The organism is Streptomyces sp. NPDC048521 (assembly GCF_043199855.1).
Lineage (GTDB): Bacteria > Actinomycetota > Actinomycetes > Streptomycetales > Streptomycetaceae > Streptomyces.
In genome coordinates this window covers 38,327-57,632 of sequence record NZ_JBICWR010000011.1, presented here as the reverse complement: position 1 = coordinate 57,632, position 19,306 = coordinate 38,327, and the positions used below count along the sequence as shown (strand labels likewise).

Annotated in this window: 13 protein-coding genes; 7 read left to right on the top strand and 6 right to left on the bottom strand. The window is 72.0% G+C overall.

All coding sequences use genetic code 11. From position 1 onward, the window contains the following. The first annotated feature begins 146 nt into the window (after window positions 1-146). Window positions 147-662, top strand: a complete 516-nt coding sequence (locus ACGFRF_RS24710) for a TSUP family transporter (RefSeq protein ID WP_393743321.1) — start codon at window positions 147-149, stop codon at window positions 660-662. 402 nt (window positions 663-1,064) lie between these two features. On the opposite strand, the gene ACGFRF_RS24705 is transcribed toward ACGFRF_RS24710, so the two are convergent. Both ACGFRF_RS24705 and ACGFRF_RS24700 read right to left on the bottom strand, forming a co-directional pair. Next, a complete protein-coding gene (locus ACGFRF_RS24705; protein WP_393743320.1) occupies window positions 1,065-1,742 on the bottom strand; it encodes a response regulator in 678 nt (225 codons plus the stop codon). Continuing rightward, entirely contained in the window at window positions 1,730-2,899 is a 1,170-nt protein-coding gene (locus ACGFRF_RS24700) for a sensor histidine kinase (RefSeq protein WP_393743319.1), read from the bottom strand. Before ACGFRF_RS24700 ends, ACGFRF_RS24705 begins: the two co-directional genes overlap by 13 nt. 506 nt (window positions 2,900-3,405) lie before the next feature. Between ACGFRF_RS24700 and ACGFRF_RS24695 the strand changes: the two genes are divergently transcribed. The 4 genes from ACGFRF_RS24695 (at window position 3,406) to ACGFRF_RS24680 (ending at window position 7,671) form a co-directional block, all read left to right on the top strand. Next, complete coding sequence (locus tag ACGFRF_RS24695) at window positions 3,406-3,621, top strand: hypothetical protein (protein WP_393743318.1); 216 nt, start codon at window positions 3,406-3,408, stop codon at window positions 3,619-3,621. Beyond that, window positions 3,618-4,541 carry an ABC transporter ATP-binding protein gene (locus ACGFRF_RS24690; RefSeq protein ID WP_393743317.1) on the top strand — a complete coding sequence of 308 codons (924 nt, stop codon included), beginning with the start codon at window positions 3,618-3,620 and terminating at the stop codon, window positions 4,539-4,541. The genes ACGFRF_RS24695 and ACGFRF_RS24690 overlap by 4 nt, the downstream gene beginning before the upstream one ends. After that, window positions 4,538-5,533, top strand: a complete 996-nt coding sequence (locus ACGFRF_RS24685) for an ABC transporter permease (protein WP_393743316.1) — start codon at window positions 4,538-4,540, stop codon at window positions 5,531-5,533. Before ACGFRF_RS24690 ends, ACGFRF_RS24685 begins: the two co-directional genes overlap by 4 nt. A 209-nt stretch (window positions 5,534-5,742) precedes the next feature. Then, window positions 5,743-7,671: an N-acetylmuramoyl-L-alanine amidase gene (locus tag ACGFRF_RS24680; RefSeq protein WP_393743315.1), complete on the top strand. Its 1,929-nt coding sequence runs from the start codon at window positions 5,743-5,745 to the stop codon at window positions 7,669-7,671. Between the two features lie 106 nt (window positions 7,672-7,777). On the opposite strand, the gene ACGFRF_RS24675 is transcribed toward ACGFRF_RS24680, so the two are convergent. Further along, window positions 7,778-9,931, bottom strand: a complete 2,154-nt coding sequence (locus ACGFRF_RS24675; RefSeq protein WP_393743314.1) for a hypothetical protein — start codon at window positions 9,929-9,931, stop codon at window positions 7,778-7,780. A gap of 436 nt (window positions 9,932-10,367) precedes the next feature. Here ACGFRF_RS24675 and ACGFRF_RS24670 point away from each other — a divergent pair, with 436 nt between their 5' ends. Then, the gene (locus tag ACGFRF_RS24670) at window positions 10,368-10,655 is read left to right on the top strand and encodes a WhiB family transcriptional regulator (protein WP_393743313.1); all 288 of its coding nucleotides are present in this window, start codon (window positions 10,368-10,370) and stop codon (window positions 10,653-10,655) included. A 366-nt stretch (window positions 10,656-11,021) separates the two neighbouring features. Here the strand turns inward: ACGFRF_RS24670 and ACGFRF_RS24665 are convergent, their stop codons facing one another. Together ACGFRF_RS24665 and ACGFRF_RS24660 are read right to left on the bottom strand one after the other, a co-directional pair. Next, a complete protein-coding gene (locus ACGFRF_RS24665; RefSeq protein WP_393743312.1) occupies window positions 11,022-11,525 on the bottom strand; it encodes a hypothetical protein in 504 nt (167 codons plus the stop codon). Window positions 11,526-11,587: 62 nt separating this feature from the next. Next, window positions 11,588-12,931, bottom strand: a complete 1,344-nt coding sequence (locus tag ACGFRF_RS24660) for a peptidase S8 (protein ID WP_393743310.1) — start codon at window positions 12,929-12,931, stop codon at window positions 11,588-11,590. A gap of 518 nt (window positions 12,932-13,449) precedes the next feature. On the opposite strand from ACGFRF_RS24660, the gene ACGFRF_RS24655 reads away from it, so the two are divergent. Further along, a complete protein-coding gene (locus ACGFRF_RS24655; protein WP_393743308.1) occupies window positions 13,450-14,541 on the top strand; it encodes a helix-turn-helix domain-containing protein in 1,092 nt (363 codons plus the stop codon). Between the two features lie 193 nt (window positions 14,542-14,734). Here the strand turns inward: ACGFRF_RS24655 and ACGFRF_RS24650 are convergent, their stop codons facing one another. Beyond that, the gene (locus ACGFRF_RS24650; protein WP_393743306.1) at window positions 14,735-18,907 is read right to left on the bottom strand and encodes a carboxypeptidase regulatory-like domain-containing protein; all 4,173 of its coding nucleotides are present in this window, start codon (window positions 18,905-18,907) and stop codon (window positions 14,735-14,737) included. Between the last annotated feature and the right edge of the window lie 399 nt (window positions 18,908-19,306).

Here is a 19,306-nt window from a genome sequence, read left to right as displayed (position 1 = left end):
ACCGGGATGGGATTCGCGCTGGTGTCGGTGCCCGCACTGGCGTTGCTGCTGGGCCCGGCCGAGGGGGTCGCGCTCGTCAACTGCGCGGCCGGTGTGTCAGCGCGGTCGGATTGGCCGGTACGTGGCGACAGGTGCGCCTGCCCGCGATGACCCTGCTGGTCGTGTCGGCGGTCTGCGCGGTGCCGCTCGGGACCTGGACGGCGGCCCGGTTGCCGGCGCCGCTGCTGCTGGCCCTGCTGGGGGCCACGGTCAGCGCGGCCGTGCTGCTGGTGCTGGCCGGGGTCCGGTCGGCCTCGCTGCGCGGGTCACGCGGCGCCCTGATCGCGGGCGGGGCGAGCGGGTTCATGAACGCGGCGGCCGGCGTGGGCGGTCCGGCGCTGTCGCTGTACGCGGCGAACGCCGACTGGCCGGCGCGGCACTTCGTGCCCAACGCCCTGTTCTACGGGGTGGTGTTGAACGTCTTCTCGGTGGCCGCCAACGGCCTGCCGACGCTCACCGGGCCGGCCTGGCTGCTGACGGGCGCCGGGCTGGTGGCCGGCACGCTCACCGGAGAAACCCTCGCCCGGCGGATGCCGCAGACCCGGCTCGCGCACGCCGTGATGCTGCTCTCCCTGGCCGGAGGGCTGACCACCCTGGTCCGGGGACTGTGGCAACTCGGCTGACCGCAAGGGCGGTAGACAGCGTCTGTGCCTCAGGTCATGTGGGCGGGGTACGGAGGCCGCCTACGCCGTACCCGGTGAGGGGCGGTGACCGGCTGGGACGCGGGGCCGTGGGCAGCGACGGCCGGATGCCGGCTGGTCTCCCAGGGCATGGGAGCAGCCAGGGCTGACGCAGAACCCGGTACGGCAACACCCGGCCGCGGCACGCCCGGTACGTCGACGTAGCCGACCGCTCCGGGCGCGGCGATCGCCTGCGGCCGGGTGAAGCCGAACAGCCGGCGAGCGCGGCCACGGGCGGGTGACCGTCGTCGACATCGCCGCGGCCATCACGTTGACGGCTCCCGTGATCAGACCCGTCTCGCCTCATGAGCTGACCTGTGACGGGGCGTTGCCTGCGAGACCGTGTCAGAGCATGCCCGCCCGGTACACCACCAGAGCGATCTGGACCCGGTTGTTCAGATCGAGCTTGGTCAGGATGTGGGACACATGAGCCTTGACCGTGGGGACGCTCATATAGAGCGACGCCGCGATCTCGGCGTTGGTCCTGCCCTGTGCCACGGCGAGCGCCACTTCCCGCTCCCGGTTCCCCAGGAGGTCGAGGAGCCGGACCGCCTCGGCCCGGTCGTCGCGCCGCGAGGCGGTGACCTCGTCGCCGGCGGTGGCGACCACGTCGATGAGCTGTTTGACGGCGTCCGGTGACAGGACCGGCTCACCGGCCATGACGTTCCTCACCGCGGCGACGATCTGAGCGGGCGGTGTGTGCTTGAGGACGTAGCCCGCCGCCCCCGCGCGCAGCGCCTCCAGGACGTAGCCGTCGGTGGTGAACGTGGTCAGGATCAGCACCTCGGGCGGCCGGGGCCGGCGGCGGAGTTCGGCGGTGGCTTTCAGGCCGTCCAGCTGCGGCATCCTGATGTCCATGAGGACCAGGTCGGGGCGGTGCTCGTCGACGAGCGGCAGGACTTCCGCACCGTCCGCCGCCTCGGCGACCACCTCGATGTCCCCCGCGCCGGACAGCATCAGGCGCAGGCCGGAGCGCACCAGAGGATCGTCGTCCACGACGAGAACGCGGGTCACCTGGTCCATGGCAGCCAGATCTCGACGGAGAAGTCGGTGTCGGTGAGGGTACGGCACATGCTGCCGCCGACCAGGGTGGCACGTTCGTGCATCCCGATGAGGCCCTGGCCCGCCCCGCCGGGACGCGCGCCGGGCCCCGCCTGCACCGGGTTGCCGGCCGTGATGGTCAGCCCGGCACGCGCCCCGCCGGTCAGTGACAGGCTCAGGGGGTGGAGCGGCGCGTGCTTGCGGTGGTTGGTGAGGGCTTCCTGCACGATGCGGTACGCGGCACGGCTCGTGGCCGGGTCCATGGTGGCCAGGTCCTCTGTGTCCCGGCGCATCCGCACGACGGCGCCGGCGGCGCGCGACTCCTCGATCAGTCGGTCCATGTCACCCAGCGTGGGAGAGGGGGGTTCGGTGTGGGCGGTGACGGTGGGGGTGCGCAGGACACGCAGCACATCCTGGAGATCCTCCAGGGCCTGCCCCGCGCTCTGCCGGATCACACCGGCGGCTTCGGCGATGTGGGCCGGTGAGGCGGTGGGGTGGAATTCCAGTGCGCCCGCGTGCACGCTCAGCAAGGTCAGCCGGTGTGCCAGTACGTCGTGCATCTCCCGGGCGATCTCCTCCCGGGCGTGCTGCCGGGCCTGCTCGGCACGGAGCCCGGCCTCCCGCTCCGCACGCGCCGCCCTCTCCCGCACGCCCGCGAGGTACAGACCCCAGCCGACCGCTCCCCCCGCGAAGGCCACGGCGGACACGGTCGGGGCGACGGCGAGGGGACCCGCGTACCCGGGGAGGAGGAGGCACCCCACGACGGGCACCAGAGCCACGCCGGTGACCCACAGCGTGGTCCGGCCGGAGCAGGTCGCGGCCACGGTGAACAGCGCGATCAGCAGCGGTACGACGACCGGCCAGACAACCGCCAGCGCCACCAGGGTCAGCGCCAGCAGGACCGGTTGGCGTCTGCGCCAATACACGGCGCAGCAGGCCGACAGGGGAACCCAGGCGTGGAGCAGCCCGTCGGACGGCAGGATCGAGGCCAGGACCGCACCACTGGACAACCGCGGGTACAGGTACAGGCCGGACTGCTGGGCGCGCAGCACGACCACCGTCAGTCCGGCGGCCGCGGCCACCACGCCCGCATCCGCGATCCGTGGGTGCTCGTGCACGGCCCGTCTCACATCGATCACGGACGCCACGGTAAGCCGCCGCCCTGTCTCGCATCAAAGGCCGCGGGCTGCCTGCCGGGTCCTCTATACAAAAGTATGAGTTCGAGGACGGACGCATACGGCTTCGGACTCGCAACCTCACTTGATCAGCTTCAGGTCACCATTCTCAAGATGCGGAAATTCTGGCGATATCTCGCCGTTCGGAGGAACACGCGACGCGCGACAATCCCGCCACGTCCCGAGTGACTGTCGGGAAACACAACGGCCTGCGTGGTCTTCACCCACCGGTGCCGCCGCCGGATCCGCTGTCGCCGGGCCGCCGTTCGCTGCCTTCGGGCGCCGGCGCGGTGGGCGCCGGAGCCGGTTTCCCACCGGGTCCCGTGCCGACCCGGCACGACGTTTCACGGGCCCCCCTACTTCGGTAGGCCCGGCACGCCGGAAGACCCGACTTACGTCGGGCCGTAAACCTCGCGTCGCCGACCTTCGGCCGAAGTGCCGCCGTACCCGGATCCATAGTGTTTCGGGGCATGAAGACCTTGACCTTCACCAAAACCCACCTGCTGATTCTCACCGGCGGACTGCTCGCCCTCGTCGGCGGACTGCCCCTGGCCGAACGGGCCTATGCCCACTACGTCTCGCTGTGCCTCGGGCTCGGTGCGTACGGTCCGCAACTCGGCCAGGCGGCCCTCCTCGTGCTCGGCGTCGCGGCGCCGGCGGTCGTCCGCCGGAGGCACGCCCGATGACCGCACACGCTCTGGAGGCGGTGGGCCTGGGACGCCGGTACCGGCGCGGCTGGGCGCTGCGGGACTGCTCGTTCCGGCTGCCCGCCGGGCGGATCTGCGCGCTGGTCGGCCCCAACGGCGCGGGCAAGACCACGCTGCTCTCGCTCGCCGCCGACCTGCTCCGACCGACCACCGGAACGATCCGCCTGTTCGGCGAGGCCCCGGGAAGCCGCACCGCCCGACAGCACACCGCCTTCCTCAGCCAGGACAAGGCCCTCTACAAGAACCTCCGCGTCGACGAGACCCTGCGGATGGGGCGCGAACTCAACCCCTCGTGGGACCAGGCACGCGCCGAGGGCATCCTCGCCGAGGGCGACGTGCCGCTGACCGCCAAGGTCGGCACCCTCTCCGGCGGCCAGCGCACCCGCGTCGCCTTCGCCCTCGCCCTCGGCAAGCGCCCCCGGCTGCTGCTGCTCGACGAGCCGATGGCCGACCTCGACCCGCTGGTCCGGCGCCAGATGACGGAGATACTCATGCTCGACGCCGCCCGGCACGGCACGACCGTGGTGATGTCCTCGCACATGGTCGCCGAACTGGAAGGCGCCTGCGACTACCTCGTGCTCGTCAACGACGGAACCGTACGGCTGGCCGGCGAGATCGACGCGATCAGCGACGCGCACCGGGTGCTGCGCGCGCCCGACGCCGACCAGGGCCGGCAGGAGCGACTCGCCGGACACGTCGTCCTCGAAAGGACCACGAGCGGCGGCCGGTTGACAGCCCTCGTCCGCCCGCAAGGGCCGCTCCCGGGCGACTGGGAGATCGTCTCCCCGACACTGGAGGACCTGTTGCTGGCCCATCTGCGCACCGCCGACGCCCCGGCGCTCATCACGCCGAGCGCGAGCGTCGCCGCCGACGCGCGCGTACCGGAGGTGACCGCGTGACAGCCGCCGTGCTCCCGCGCCCGCGCGCCCTTCGGCTGCGCGGACTCACCTGGCTGGTGTGGCGGCAGAACCGCACCGCGTTCTGGATCGGCCTCGCGGTCGCCCTGCTGATCGCGGGATACACCGCCGTCAAGCACCAGCAGATCGTCGCGGCCGTCGACCAGCAGCACCTGGCCGCGTGCCGCGGCAAGCCGGCGTCGTCCACGGAGTGCTTCAAGAAGATCCTGAGCTTCGGCTCCGCGTACCAGTTCCCGATGCGCCGCCCCTTGCAGGCGATGGTGTTCCTTCCCCTGCTGTTCGGCCTGTTCCTCGGCGGCCCGCAGCTCGCGCAGGAACTGGAGTCCGGCACCTACCGGACGGTCTGCTCCCAGTCGGTCACCCGGGTGCGCTGGTTCGTGGCGAAGCTCGCCGTGCCCGTCGCGATGACCGTCGTCGTCAGCGGCACGGTGGCGCTGGCCATGACCTGGTGGTGGCATCCGGCCGCCGAAGTGATGGGCGGGCAGTTCCCCTGGTACGAGTGGTACCCGTTCAACGGCATCGGCCCCGTGGTGGTCGGCCAGTCCGTGCTGATGCTCCTGCTCGGCGTGACCTTCGGGCTGCTGCTGCGGCGCACCCTGGCGGCGATGGGCGCCACGTTGGCCGTCGGCGCGGGCGTGCTGGCCGGCCTGGACCGGATACGCGGCCACCTGCTGCCGACCGTCTCGGCGAACGCCCAGCACACCACCGTGCCGCCCGCACCCGACAGCGCCTGGGTCGTGGCCGACGGCCCGCTCACGCCCTCCGGTGCCCGGGCCGGGGACGTGATGAGCTGTTACTCGGCCTCCGACTACAACGCCTGCATGGCCGGCCATGGGCGCACCGGCCACTGGGCCGAGTTCCACCCCGCGTCGCAGCTGTGGCCGCTCCAGTGGGCAGAGACCGGGTTGTGTCTGCTGCTCGCGGGCGTGCTGGCCGCGCTGTGCGTCTGGCGAGTACGCAGGCAACTGGCCTGACGCGCAGCTCGGTCGGATTCCGAACCCGGCCAGGATGCCGCCTCCCCGCGGGGCTTAGGGTGTCAACGTCCACCCCCCGCCCGGGACTTCATCCGCTTCGCGGACCTCCTATAGTCAGCGGCGCACCGAACTGCTGCCTCCACGGCACGTATCACCGTCCTGAGGTACGCGTTTCGCCACATGTTTCCCAGTTCCTAAGGATTCTTGCCTTGCACAAGCGAAAGAGGGCGGTCGGCACGCCCGTCGCGATCGCCGCGACTGTGCTGACCGCGAGCGGTCTGCTCATGTCGCCGGTCACGGCGCTGGCCGATACCTCGAACGGTCCCTCGAACAGCATCCCCGCGTACCGGCAGCAGGCGCTCCAGTCCGCCGCCGCCGAGTACCACATCCCGCCCAGCGTCCTGTTCGCCCTCGCCTATCAGGAGTCGCGCTGGGACTCGCACGGCACACAGGTCAGCACGGACGGCGGCTACGGGGTCATGCACCTCACGGACGTCACCCCCGGCATGCTGGCCGGCGGTGGCGCCGGCGCCGCGGGCCGCGCCGACCTGAAGTCCCTCGCCGCGGATCCCGCCCTGCACACCCTCCAGACGGCGGCGAAGCTGACCGGACTGTCCACGCGGGAACTGCGCGAGGACGACGAGGCGAACATCCGCGGCGGTGCCGCGCTGCTCGCCTCGTACGAGAAGAAGCTGGTCGGCACCACACCCGCGGACGCCTCCCAGTGGTACGGCGCCGTGGCCCGCTACAGCCAGTCGAAGCAGAAGCAGGGCGCGGTGAGCTTCGCCGACCGCGTCTTCGACACCATCCGCAGCGGCGCCACCACCCAGACGCGGGACGGCCAGCGCGTCCGGCTGGCAGCGGACCCCACCGCCGCCCCCGCACGCTCGCAGATCGGCGCCCTGAAACTGAAGGCGGCCGCCACCACCGACATCGAATGCCCGCCCGCCGTCCGCTGCACCTTCGTCGCCGGCTCCCCCGCCGGCCGCCAGGTCTCCAACCGGCCCGCCAACGGCATCAGGATCGACACCATCGTCATCCACGACCTGGAGACCACCTACGACGCCGGTGTCCAGGGCCTGGCCAACCCCACGAACCCGACCGCGACGCACTACGTGATGTCCTCCGACGGCGCCGTCACCCAGATGGTGCCCACCAAGGACATCGCCTTCCACGCGGGCAACTACTCCACCAACCTGCACTCGATAGGCATCGAGCACGAGGGCTACGCCGTGCACGGCGCGGCCTGGTACACCGAGGCCCAGTACGAGGCCACGGCAGCCCTGGTGCAGTACCTGGCCGCACGGTTCAACATCCCCCTGGACCGGCAGCACATCATCGGCCATGACAACGTTGCCGGACCCAACTCGTCCCTGGTCGCCGGCATGCACTGGGACCCGGGCTACGCCTGGGACTGGGCCCACTTCATGCGGCTGCTGGGCGCGCCGCTGAGCGGTCTGTCCGGCGTTCCCCAGACGGGCTCGGTCGTGACGATCGCCCCGCCCTTCGCCGAGAACCGGCAGACCATGCAGGTGTGTCCCTCCGACGACCCGACCGGGCAGACGACCGCCTGCACCGAGGAGCAGCAGCAGACGAACTTCGTCTACCTGCGCACCGCTCCGAGCGAGACGGCTCCGCTCTTCGGCGACCAGGCGATCCACGGCACCGCGCCCGGCACCGACCGGGTCAACGACTGGGGCAGCACGGCCCAGTCCGGGCAGCAGTTCGTCGTCGCGGACGTACAGGGCGACTGGACCGCGATCTGGTACAGCGGCTCCAAGGTGTGGTTCTACAACCCCGGCGGCGCCAACACGAAGATCAGTTACGGGGTGAAGATCATCCAGCCCGCGGGTGCCACCGCGGTGTCGCTCTACGGATCGAGCTACCCGGACAAGACGGAGTACCCGGCAGGTCTGGGCGCCTCCACGCAGGCACCGCTGAACATGTACTCCATCCCGGCGGGCCAGGCCTACGTCGCCACCACCGAACCCGCCGCCACCGACGACTACTTCCCCTCCAGCGGGGCGGTCGTCATCGGCGGCAAGAAGATGTACACCATCCAGTACAACCACCGCGTGGCACTCGTCTACGCCGGTGACGTCACCGCGACCAACGCGGTCCACCACTGGGAGGACTGACCCCACCGAAGGCCTCCGCACGATGGACCCGACGGGCCACCATCGTGCGGAGGCCTTCGCATACCCACGACGTGCCACCGACGACGGTCGATGACGTGCTCGGCCGTCATGACGTGAGTGCGGCGAACAGGTCCGGGATCAACATCGCGTTGGGGTGACTCAGAGGTACGGTCAACACCGGCTTCCCGACGCCCGGCTGAAACACGTGGATCAAGCCGTTGTGCAGTTGCGGAGCGCTGATCGACGTCCAGGGCAGCGAGAGCCGGGGCTTCGCACACTCGATGCCGCCCTGGCTCACCTGCACGCTGCCGCCGACCGTGACGGTCTCACCACGGCGAACCCGTGCCACCAGATCGGTGAGCAACCGGGGCTCCAGGTACTGCCTGGCCAGGTTGACCAGAAAGGCCCACTCCTCAGGCTGCTCGGCTCGGCGGCCCGCCTGGTAGAAGTGCACATGGACCCTGGGCCCGCCGTAGTACGGGTACCTGCCCACCACGAAGTCCCACCTGCTGTCGTGGGTCGTCGGGTACAGGAAGCGCTTGGTGGCGGTGTGGGTCGCCGTATAACTGACCCACTCCACCTGATCGAGCGCGAGCGAGTGCTTGCCGAAGCTGATCAGCTGTGGATCGGCGTAGAGACGTTTCCGGCGGACCTGGGTATCCAGGATTGGAACCGGGCGGGGCTGCGCCGACCGCACCGTCCGGTCCTGCCGGGGCTCGGACGGCCGCGTCGTCCCACCGGTGGTCCGCGGTGCCGTGCGGTTCCCGGAGCTCGCCTCGCCGGCGATGTGTGCTGAGAGCCACGCCGGTGTGTGGGCGCGCGGGTAGGCGGCCAGGTCATCGCGGTAGCGTTCGGGGGCCAGTAGATGGTCGTCGGGGAAGGGCCGGTCGCCGTAGTCGTACTCCGTGGTGATCCGTGCGTCCGTTCCGGCGCTGTGGCTGACGGTCAGCAGCAGGCGCCACCACGGCCCGGCCGGCATCCCCGCGGCGAGGTGTCGCTGCCGGCGGACCAGCACGGCTGTCTGCTCGGGAACCCGGACATCGGTGCTCCTGTTCCCGCACCAGAACCGCACCTGGGCGACCTCCCCGGAGACCGTGAAGGAGAAGGCCGCCGTGAAGCGGTCCCAGCCCGGCGGGCCGAGCAGGGCCAACTGCTGCGCGATCGGGCCGAGCAGCCGGGACGCCCTGGCCGCGACGACTTCCTCGGCGGGGGAGTCGATGGTGAACGAGCTGATGCCCGCGGAGCCTTCCGACGCGGAGTCGAGCCGCATCACCTCGTCCCTGAGGCCGTCCATGAACCGTTCCTCCGCGGACCTGCGGCGAACGTACGCCTCTTCGGCGGTGAACATCTCCTCCGCCTGCCGCGGAGGTATCGCACTCGACACCTCCTTGACCCGTCCGAAGTCGCTCACCAGGAACACCGACCGGCCCACCGGCATGTCCAGGAACGCCATCGGATCGCTTTCGTCGACCTCCACCGGCGCGTACACGCTCCAGCCCCCTTCGAAGCGGTCCGCCGCCAGCCCCTGCGTGGGGTAGTCCAGTTGGCGTGTGCGGATGCGCTCCACGACCAGTGAGACCGCCCGCTGTGGGGCCATCCGCCCGCCCTCGGGCGTGGAGACGTGGTCGAGAGGGTGGCCGGCCCGGCCGCTGGGGGCGGTGCCGACCGACGACCGGCCCCGGTAGTGCTGCGTGAGGTCGAACCAGAGGCACACCTCCTCGGCCGTCTCGACATCCACATCGGCCGCGATCACCGACCAGGAACCGCCGGCGTCCCGCCCGTAGAGCGTGACCACGCCGCCGTCGTCCCGGCCGGCTACGACGTAGTCCGCCTCGTGGAGATCGCCGAGTTCGGCGGCCTCGGCGAGCGTGGGCAGCGTGGAGCCGACGCGCTCGCCGAACGGTGCGCCGTTCACGTCGATGGCGGTCCACACGCAGTCGTGGTCGGGAGCGGTGGCGTATTCGTAGCCGACCTGAGGGCCGTCGTCCCAGGCCGGCTCCGGCCGGCCCAGGGCATCGTGCCGGCGGCGTGTCTCCACGACGACGACGGCGGGGGCATGGGCGACGAGGACCGACCAGGTGCCGGTGGCGTCCGCCCCGTAGAGGGTGATGTCGTCGTGGCCATGCCGGACCGACACATAGTTCGTCCGGTAACTGGTGCCGTATGCGGCGGCCTCACCGAGGGTGGGCGCCGTGGAGACGGTACGTTCCCCGAGCCGCTCGCCGCCGGCATCGGTGGCAGCCATCACGTAGCCGGTCATCAGTCCTGCTCCTGTCACTACCGAGGATGGGGGTGCAGGGTCCCCGCCACCCTAGTGGCCGGCGAGGCCGGTCGGCCGTGGAGGTTTCTTGAAGGTCCGGACGAACTGCGCGCCATCGCCCGGCCAGGCGGAGCGCGGCCAAGATCCTCGAGCACGTGGGCCAGCTCCCGCGACGTGGTCCGGTTTCGCCCGCACCGTCCCCCTGCACCGGCGAAGTCGCCCTCACCCAGTAGCGACGCACGAACACGGGTCTGCAACGCCCTCGGCGATACCGCGACCGCCCACATGTATCGGTATATCCTGCCATCACCCATGCAATGAAACATGTATGCCTAAAACGGGGGACATCGGACTCACCCGGCAGATACCTTTGGCTGTCGGCACGCCCGCGGTGTTCGCCCTGACGGGTGTCTCAACCAACCTTCCTGGAGGACCGATGTACCGCGATCCCCTCGCAGGCGCCGACTGGCAAGCGAGAAGTGCGTGCGGTGGCGAGGATCCCGAACTCTTCTTCCCCATCGGTGAGACCGGCCCGTCCTTGCTGCAGATCGAGGAGGCCAAGGCCGTCTGCCGCCGGTGTCCCGTCGTCGAACCCTGCCGACGGTGGGCGATGGAGAGCCGCGAGACGCACGGGATATGGGGAGGGACGAGCGAGGCCGACCGCCGACTGCTCCACCGCGCCGCCGCCCGCACCGCGATCCGGTCGGCTCTCGCGAACGCCTGAGCCGCGCATCCGCACCTGACCCCGGTAGCCCGTTCGGCCCGCGACGACGGGCAGCACGTGCTCCTCGTCGTCCCGAGCCGACGGCGCTCTGCCGCACCGGGGACTCACCCGGAGCGCTCGTTCCAGGGGCCCAAGGGACTGAAATCGCCGAAACCCGGGAAGCGCGCGAGACGTTCGGGCCGTCGCTCGCGGCGGTCAGCGGCAGCCGAGGGCGAACGACGCAAGGCCGTCGACGCGGAACGCGGGGATGAGCCGGTACCGCGCCCGAGCGTCGTACGGCTCGGCTCGGCGCGCAGAACCGTACGACTCCAGGCCCCCTGTGCCGCCGGGGCAGCTAGCACGGCGTCAGATGCCCGCAGGCAGCGCTCAGAGCCCCTCTTCCTGGCCCAGGCCGATACCGGTCTCCCAGGACGTGACAAGAATTCCGCCCTTGTAGATGTCGGTGGTGCCGGGGAAGAGGAAACTCGTCGCGCGGCTGCTCCCGTCGGGCATGGCGAGCTTGAGGCCGTTGACCTCCACCTTGTCCTCCTGCGTGTCGGGGATCGAGTAGGCGACGGTCGCGTGCAGCGGCGAGTCGGAGCGCAGCACGAGCGTGCCGCCGCGGCCGTTGACGGTCACGGGGACCTTCGCGGTCTCGTCCGGTGGAGAGCTGAAAGTGATCAGCGGGGTGTCGCTGAGGCTGCAGGTGATGCCGTCGTGTGCGAGCAGCGTCAGGTCGAAGCTGCGATGGCTGAGTCCGTAGGAGTAACCACCGAAGTAGAACGAGACGTTGTTGGTGGTGCAGGGCGGGGGCGACGCCTTGGTCGTGCTGGCGCTCGCCATCGCCGAGCCGGTCAGGAGCGTGGCGGACAGCGCCGCCACGACCGCCATTGCCCGAGTCCTTCGCCGCATGGGGACGGGTCCTCTCTCTTGTCGTCGGGGGAAGAAGCGGATCAGAACGCGCCGAGGCCGTGGGGCATGCCGATTCCGGTCAGCCCGTCCCAGCCGGCGGTTGCGTTGCACAGCGATTCACCGGTCCCGGGGTACTCGGCGCACTGGCGGTAGTCCTCGTTGTTGCCGCTGGTGATGTCCGTGAGGTCGGACGGCGGGGCCTTGTAGAGGGTGTTGGGGCCCTGCACGGAGGCCAGGTGGCCGGCACGGGCGTACAGGCCCGCGAGGTACGGAGCGGAGGCACTCGTGCCGCCCACGATCGTCCAGTCGTTGGGCTCGCCGCTGCTCGGCGCGTAGGTGTCGTAGACGGCCAGGCCGGTCGCCGGGTCGGCGTCCGCGGACACGTCGGCGGCGGCCCGGTGGTGACCGCACGCGGCGGTGGCCGAGGCGGGCTGCCCAGTGGCCGCGGCGAAGCGGGTCTCGCAGCCGCTGCCGGCGCCCCACCAGGCCGTCGCCGGGCCGGTGGCGGGCAAGGTGACGCCACCCACGGCGACCACCGAGGGCAGGTTGGACGGCCACAACTGGTGGATGCCGCCGTTGAAGCCCGCGTCCCCGGTGGAGGCGGTGATCGCGACGCCCTTGTGCGTGAGCGCCTTCAGGACGACACCGCTCGTGTTGGTCACATCCGCGGTGTAGCCGTAACTGATGCTGACCGCCGAGGCGCCGCCGGCCACCGCGGTGTTCACCGCCTGGGCGAAGTCGCCGGTGGAGACATCGTTGTCGTCCTCGCCGTCCTGCCAGGGCACGGAGATCTCCATCAGGTGGCAGGTGGGGCACGCGGCGGAGGCCGCGTCGAGGTCGAGGGCCGTCTCGAGGGCGAGCGCTTCCTCGAGGGCCGCTCCGGCGCCACTCTTCTGCGGCGCCGGCTGTTCGCCGCCGGTGTAGTCCTTCAGCGTCAGGCAGCCGGACGCCGTGTCGCACGCAGGCAGACCGAAAGTGGAGCGGTACGTGGCCAGATCGGAGGCGAGGGTGGGGTCCACACCCGCGTCGATGATCGCGATGGTCGCCGTGCTCTTCGACGTCGCGGGCAGGTGGTACGCCGTGGCCAGGTCGGCCGGACCGTAGCCCGCGGGCGCGGACGCGCGCAACGGGGTGGTGCTGCCGGTCTTCTCGGTGACGACCTGGGCCGCGCACCGCGGGCAGACGGCGCGCACGCCGTGCCCGGCCAGCAACGACCCGGACCTCACCTCCTGCCGCAACCGCACCACCGGCTCACCGTTGTCGGCGACGGCAGCCGACCGGGCGACCTCACGGCCCGTGGGCGAGTCGGCCACGGCGTGCGGGGAGGCCAGGACTCCGACCACCAGGGCGCACACCGCGGCCACGACCGTCAGTCCGCCGGCCACCCGGCCCCCGCCGGCCGTGGCGCGTGTGGTCGGCCGTCTCCCTCTTGTCCCATGCACAGATACACGAATCCCTTCTGCGTCCCGCGTGTTGGGCGCGGACGCTACCCGCGGCCGCCTCGGCCTCCGCTGCGCGGATACCGGAGCGACCGTGATGCGATGCATCAACCCGGTTGGATCACACGCCCGAGCCGAAAAGTTCGTCGGATGACCGTCAGTTTTTCTGATGCTCAGTCAGAGAGGCTGGGCAGGCCGGTGATTTGGGCGCCGTGGGACTGTTCGCGCGGTCGGGTCCGGGAACGGTGAGCAGTACGCAGGAAGCGGTGGCCGGCGGAGGCAGGACGTCGCGCAGACGGAGGCCACGGCTACGGCGCTGCTGTGACCGAACGCGGGACGAACGACCCGGCCGCGGTGCCGGGCAGGCCGTGCAGGTCCGAGCCGTTACGCTTCTGCCTCTGGAGAGCGGCCCTTGGGGCGGTGGCCGGGAAACGATGCTCTCGCTCGGTGGTTGGGGGTGTGCGGTGCTCGAAGTCCTGGGTCTGGACGAGCGGGCCGAGGCCGCCTATCTCGTTCTCGTCGACAGCCGCCCGCTCACCGTGACGGAGCTGGCGGAGCGGACCCGTACGGAACGCTTCGATCTGGAGAACATCCTGGTCCGGCTGGAGGACGGCGGTCTGATCGCCCGCGTCCCCGGCCGTCCCGCGCGGTACACCGCCCTCCCTCCGGAGCACGCGGTGGAAGTGCTCCTCCTGGCGCGGGAGCGTGACATTCGGCGCGTCCGAGCCCTCGCGCAACGCCTGGGCGAACGTCATCAGCGGGCCAGAGGCGGGCGGACGTCGACGTCGCTCATCGAGGTGATCTCCGGTGCGGAGGGCGTGGCGCGCTGCGGGGAGCAGTTGTTCCGGCGGGCCGAACGGGAGATCCGGGGCATCGACGCCCCGCCCTACGCGGAGGCCGGGCACGGCGGCCGGGTCAACTCCGTCGTCAACATCGACGGGAACCAGATCCGCAGCCGCTTCATCCACGGCAGGGACGCGCTGCGCCTGCCCGGGGTGGTGGGCCGGATCGAGCGAGATGCCGCCGCCGGAGAGGAGGTGCGCGTCGTGCCACGGGCGCCGATGAAGCTGCTGCTCGCCGACGACCAGGCAGGCCTCATCCCCCTGGTGTCGACTCCTCAGGTCCTGGACACCTGCATCCTGGTGCACCCCTCGTCCCTGCTCGACGCGCTCAGCGTGCTCTTCGAGACCCTGTGGCAGCAGGCGCAGCCCTTCGTGCCCGGCCGTGCCGCCCAGGACGGGCCGGACGCCTTCGTCAACGAGGAGGAACGGCGCATCGTGTCCCTGCTGGGCCTGGGGTTGTCCGACGAGGCCATCGCCCGCCATCTGGGCCTCGGGCACCGTACGGTGCAGCGGCGGGTCCACGCCCTGCTGGGACGGCTCGGCGCGGCCAGCAGGTTCCAGGCGGGCGTGCTCGCGGCACAGCGCGGCTGGTGGACGCCGGACGATCCCGGGGCCGGCGGGCCGGCGTCGGGGGAGACGGCCGTGGCCTCCGTTGACCCCGGGGCAGATGGGCCGGACTCCGGGACGACGGCCGCTGCCTCCGCCGGTTCCTGACCCGTCCGGCGCCCGCGCTGGGCCGACGCCCGTCGCGTGAGGGTGCCCGCAGGATCCCGCCGCGCGACCGGTCCCACGGAGCCCTCCGGACTACCGTCCTGCCGACCCCATGGAGCCCCCGGCTTACCGCCGTGCTGTAAACCCCGCGGAGCCCCGGCCCACCGCCATGCCGTAGGCCCCGCGGAGCCCCGGGTTACCGCTCGGCGAGGTTGACGTCGGCCGTGAACTCGCCCGCGCCGTCCGGGTGTACGGTGCGCCGCTGCGGCCGGTAGCCCTCGGCGCTCACCACGAGGCCGACGGCACCGTGCGCGTCCGGCAGCCACACCTCGTAGTGGCCGTCCACCGCTGTGCGCAGGGTGTGCACCCCGCCGTCGGCCGTGACGCGGACCGTGGCCCCGGCCAGCGGCACCGCCGCGCGGTCCGCCCTGCTTCCGGTGACCGTGCCGGTGAGCCGGAGCGCGCCGTGCGGCGGCACCACGGTGAGGGTGACGGGCACGGTGACCGAGCCGTACGGGCCGTCGCTGTCGACGACCAGGCGTGCCTGGTGCACCCCGGCGTCCGAAGGCCCCATCGCCGTGGCGTCGGCGGTGACGGTCAGCCGCACCGTCCGCCCAGGGGCGACGGTCCGCGCGCTCGCCGTCGCGTCCAGCCACGGCACGTCGCCATGCGGCCTGTCCCAGCCCGGCAGCACCTGCGCGGCGGACTGGGGCACACGGTCCGGGCTCTGCCCGCCCACGACGTACCAGCCCGGCGCTGAGGCCGCCGCGTACAGCGGCTGCGGGAGGTTCGGCAACGTGGTCCAGGCGTCGGTGGAGGGGTCGTAGGAATAGGCCTCGTTGGTCGCGGCGCCCGACGAGACCAGCACGCCGCCGGCCATGAGCAGCCGCCCCGCCGCAGCGGTGCCCGCGGCACCCCAGACGTCGGCCGGCGGATCGGCGATCGGGGTCCAGCGGCCCTTGGCCACGTCCAGGGCGTAGCCGACCGCGGTCGCCCGCGGCAGCCCGCCGTCGGTCTGGTGGACGCCGCCCGCGCAGTACAGCGTCCCGTCGGCGGTGCCGCACGTCGTCCAGGAGGTCGGCGTCGGGTAGGCGGGGCCGTGTGACCAGGAGTCGGTCGCCGGGTCGTACACCTGCACGTCGCCGCTGCCGCAGAAGAACTGCGCGCAGCCGCCGACCAGGTAGAGCTTGTCGCCGACGACCGCCGCGCCGGGGCTGCCGAACGCGGTGGGCGCGTCGGCGATCGCCGACCAGGAGTCGGTCGCCGGGTCGTAGACCTCGCCGCCGGGGATGGGCCGCCCGGCGGCGTCCTTGCCGCCCGTCACGTACAGCTTGCCCCGGATGAATCCGGCCGCCGCTCCGTACCGCTTGGCGACGGCGGGGGCGAGGTTCCTCCAGGTGGCCGCGGCCGGGTCGTAGGAGCGCAGGGAGTTGGTCAACTGGCCGTCGGGGGTCTGGCCGAGGCCGGTGTAGAGGATGCCGTCGTGGGTGGCCGCGATGGCTCCGCTCGCCCCCTGCGGGAGGTCCGTGACCGGTTTCCAGGCCTGGTCGGTGGGAGTGCCGGAGGCCGCCTTCACCGCGGCCCGGGGGAGGTCCAGCGGACCGGCCTTCGTCGCGGTGCGCAGCCTCGGGGCTCCCGCCGCGGAAGCGGCCGTACCGCCCGCGACGCTCTGTTCCCCGAGGGAGAGTGTGGCGGGCGCGCCTCCGGTGTTGCGCAGTTTCACGGTGACGCTCTTCCTGCCGCCCCAGGGCACGGTGACGCCGAGGGCGGAGGGCCTGGCCTCCAGCCGGGAGGGACGCAGCCGGAAATCGGCCGTGGTCACGGCGTCGGCCTTGACCCTCACCGTCGAGGTGACCGGCGGATAGCCGAAGCCGGCGAGGTCCGCGGTGAACTGCTGCCGTCCGGTGCGGGAGGAGAAGGCCCAGTACAGCCCGTCGCCCACGGCGGGGTCGCCGGGCGAGGCGATGCTGCGGCCGCTGTCGCCGGGTACGGCGCGGGCGGTCACGGTGGCGCCGAGGACGCCGGCCCGCGTGTTGGCGTCGGTCACCCGACCGGTCAGCAGTCCGCCGGGCACGGTGTCCAGCGAGCGGGTGCCGAGGGCCACGTTGTCCAGTTGCCAGAAGCCGGTCAGCGAGCCGGTGTAGTGGAAGCGGACCCGCACGGACGGCTTGCCCGCGTACGCCGTCAGCGCCACCGTCTCGTGCGAGGGGCCGTTGACGACGTCCGTCATGTGCCAGACGTTCGCCCAGGTGCGGCCGTCGTCGGTACTCACGTCCACGTCGGCGGTGGGGTCGTTGAGCCGGAAGGTGCCCGGCAGTGCGGTGTCGAACTCCAGCTTCGGTTCGGTCTGCGCGGTGAAGTCGTAGGCGGGGCTGATCAGTTCGGTGTCGACCGGGCCCCAGCCGAGGGCGTAGTCGTCCACCTCCGCGAAGCGGCCCGCGCCGCCGGTCTGGTTGCCGCGGTTGAGCAAGTCGCCGAACTCCCAGCCGCCGGCGGCGGTGTGATCGACCACGTTCCAGCCGTCGGGGGTCGCGGCCTTGTCGAAGGACTGCAGGCCGCCGCCGTGGTAGGTGACCGTGTAGCCGGGCGGCAGCGTGCCGGTGCCGGTCAGCGGCAGGTCCAGGTCGACGGTCCTGGCGGTGGTGCCGAGCGCGACCGTCGAGGTGGCGGGCCGGTAGCCGGGGTAGAGGGCGGTGGCGCGCAGGGTGTACGTCGCACCGCGCGGCAGGCGGACCGAGTAGTGGCCGGTGGCGGGGTCGGTGAAGGCGGTGCCGGGCACACCGTCGACGGTCAACCGGGCGTACACGCCCCAGCCGTGCCCGCCGCCGTCACGGACCGTGCCCGAGACGGTCTGGGTGGGAACGGTGGTCAGCGCGGCGTCGGTCCGAACCTGCGCGCCGTCGGCGACCTCGACCTGCCCGAAGTCCTTGTCGGCGTAACCGAAAGCGCTCACGGTCAACGGGTAGGAGCCCGTCGGAACGACGAGCGACCAGGTGCCGTCACCGCCGGTCGAGGCGTGGTAGGCACCCAGTCGTACGGCGGCTCCCGCGAGCGCCTTGCCGGTGGCCCGGTCGGTGACCGTGCCGGAGACGGTGCCGTGCGGGCCCGGCCGGAACGCGGCCAGGCCGTCGGGGGTGCCCAGCCCGGTCGGGCCGTCGTAGCCGGGCCCGGCGGCGCAGCTGGCCGCGGGCTCGCACCGGGGCGTCGTACCGAAGCCGCACAGACCGGAGTCGGGGCAGCTGGCGTTGTCGCCTTCGGTGACGTCGTGGAGCGCGCCGGGCGTCTGGTACGGGTAGGAGGCGGGGTGGGTGCCCTCGACGGGGGTGCCGGCCAGGGCGTACACGCCGGCGATGATCGGCGCGGAGGCGCTGGTGCCGCCGTAGACGTTCCACCCGGCGTCGGAGAAGCTGTTGTAGACCGCGACCCCGGTCTCGGGGTCGGCGACCGCGCTGACGTCCGCCACCGAGCGGCCCGCGCAGCCCGTCTCCGGCTGGAACGCGGGCCGGGGCTCGACCTGGGAACAGCCCGAGCCGGTGGCACCCCAGTGCTGCTCGCCCGAGGCGGAGGTGGTGACGGTGTTCCACACCTTCTCGGACCACCCGCGGGCGGTTGCCGGAGCCCTGGTGAGCGAGGTCCCGCCGACCGAGGTCACGTACGGCGAGGAGGCCGGGTAGCTCACCCCGTAGCCGTTGTCGCCGGAGCTGAACACCACCGCCGTGCCAGGGTGGTCGAAGTAGGCCTTGTCCAGGGCCTGGGCGCTCTCGTCCTCGGAGTAGGAGCCGTAGGAGTTGGACACGTAGCGGGCGCCCAGCGCGACCGCGGTGTTGACGGCACTGCCGAGGTCGTCCGTGTAGGTGCTGTCGGCCTCGACGAGCAGGATGTGCGCCTTCGGCGCCACCGCGGACACCATGTCGAGATCGAGGGACATCTCGCCGGCCCAGCCGTCGTCGGGCGCGGGGTACTCGGTGCCGCCGCGCTGGTCGACCTTGCGGAAGCAGCCGTTGTCGGTGGTGCAGGCCGGCAGGCCGTACTGCGCGCGGTAGACGGCGAGGTCCTGTTCGGCGCGGGGGTTGTCGTACGCGTCGACGATCGCGATGGTGGTCCCGGCGCCGCCGTCCGCGGGCAGGTCGTAGGCGGAGCGCAGGTCGGCGGGGCCGTACCCGTCGGGCGTCGCCGGACCGTCGGACTGGGCCCGCCTCTTGGCGACGTCGGTACGGCGGACGCCGAAGCAGCCGAACTGCCCCGGCTTCGGGGTGCCGCACAGGGCCTCGGTCGCCGGCTTCCCGGCCCCGGACGCGGCGACGGCCGCGACGGGCGAGGGCAGTTGGACGGTGAGGGCGGTCAGCAGCGCCGCCGCGACGGTGCCCACGGCACGGCGCCATCGCGTGGCGGGCGGCCGGGCGGTGCGAGGGCCGGGTCTCGCGCGACCGCGGTCGGGTCGTGCGAGGGGAGGTATGCGCACAGGGCAGCTCCGATGCAGGCAGGTGACAGGCGGCAGGGACCGACCGGACATCGTTGTCAGAGAGGGTGCGTCCCGCAGTGCCACAAAAGATCGCCCGGCCCGGCGGGGTGGTCAATGGCGCCACGTTGGCGTCTTGACGCCGTGTCATATTTACGCCCCCGTCATGACCGGGTACCGGTGCCTGACGACGGCCGTCAGGGCCTGAGCCGGTTCTCTCACACGGCACCGACAGCCGGTCTCGGCCGGCTCCGGGCAGCCGGACGAACTGGCGTGTGCAGCTGCACGTTCGCGCGCACCGGCTGCCGA

What these genes read in the sequence shown, in the direction of transcription:
- ACGFRF_RS24710 (WP_393743321.1), top strand. Translation starts at nt 147, where the DNA reads ATGACCCTGCTGGTCGTGTCGGCGGTCTGCGCGGTGCCGCTCGGGACC.
- ACGFRF_RS24705 (WP_393743320.1), bottom strand. Translation starts at nt 1,742, where the DNA reads ATGGACCAGGTGACCCGCGTTCTCGTCGTGGACGACGATCCTCTGGTG.
- ACGFRF_RS24695 (WP_393743318.1), top strand. Translation starts at nt 3,406, where the DNA reads ATGAAGACCTTGACCTTCACCAAAACCCACCTGCTGATTCTCACCGGC.
- ACGFRF_RS24690 (WP_393743317.1), top strand. Translation starts at nt 3,618, where the DNA reads ATGACCGCACACGCTCTGGAGGCGGTGGGCCTGGGACGCCGGTACCGG.
- ACGFRF_RS24675 (WP_393743314.1), bottom strand. Translation starts at nt 9,931, where the DNA reads ATGACCGGCTACGTGATGGCTGCCACCGATGCCGGCGGCGAGCGGCTC.
- ACGFRF_RS24670 (WP_393743313.1), top strand. Translation starts at nt 10,368, where the DNA reads ATGTACCGCGATCCCCTCGCAGGCGCCGACTGGCAAGCGAGAAGTGCG.
- ACGFRF_RS24665 (WP_393743312.1), bottom strand. Translation starts at nt 11,525, where the DNA reads ATGGCGGTCGTGGCGGCGCTGTCCGCCACGCTCCTGACCGGCTCGGCG.